The organism is Pseudoalteromonas sp. BSi20439 (genome assembly GCF_000241165.1).
Taxonomy (GTDB): domain Bacteria; phylum Pseudomonadota; class Gammaproteobacteria; order Enterobacterales; family Alteromonadaceae; genus Pseudoalteromonas.
In genome coordinates this window covers 1-700 of the sequence record NZ_BADW01000120.1, presented here as the reverse complement: position 1 = coordinate 700, position 700 = coordinate 1, and the positions used below count along the sequence as shown (strand labels likewise).

Genomic DNA, 700 nt, shown 5'->3' with positions numbered 1-700 from the left:
ATTAAGCGACAATTACGGTGGCCGGTCTAGCGACAATTATCTTGGCCGGTTGATCTGATAAGGTTCGGTACAGCAGAACGGAGGAGTTCACTGTGCCGGGAACACGAATCACTGATCAGCAGGTCACTATTTATATGAAACATAGAAAGCGTAATAGCCAAGTTATCGCGGCTGCGAAAGCAGGTATTTCTGAACGTTCAGCAAGGCGCATTGATAAACTGGATGAGCAGCCATTGTCTAATAAACGCCAATGGCGAACACGTATAGATCCACTTGAATCTATCTGGGACAGTATTGTTGTCCCTCTACTTCAAGGTGATGCTACGTTAACTCCAGTGGGAATTTTTGATCATCTTTGCGAGTTTCACACCGACAAATTTAACCCGAGCTCACGGCGTACATTAGAGCGTCGAATTCATAAATGGCGGGCACTGTATGGCTCAAGCAAAGAGGTCGTATTCCTGCAAACACACGAGTATGGCCTATTAGGTATATGTGATTTCACACATGTGAAGTCACCCGTTACCATTGCTAGTGAACCCCTTAAGCATATGTTGTTTCATTATCGTATGCCCGCCAGTGGCTGGGCTTACGCCCAAGTGATTTACGGCGGTGAAAGCTTTGCTGCTTTTTCTGATGGCGTGCAAAACGCATTTAAAGCAGCCGGCGGTGTGCCTAAAGAAGTGCGTACAGACAGTCT

1 pseudogene is annotated in these 700 nt (G+C 46.4%); it reads left to right on the top strand.

The window, feature by feature from the left end:
• Positions 1-92: 92 nt before the first annotated feature.
• Positions 93-700, top strand: a pseudogene (locus P20439_RS11210) (IS21 family transposase); the annotation flags it as partial.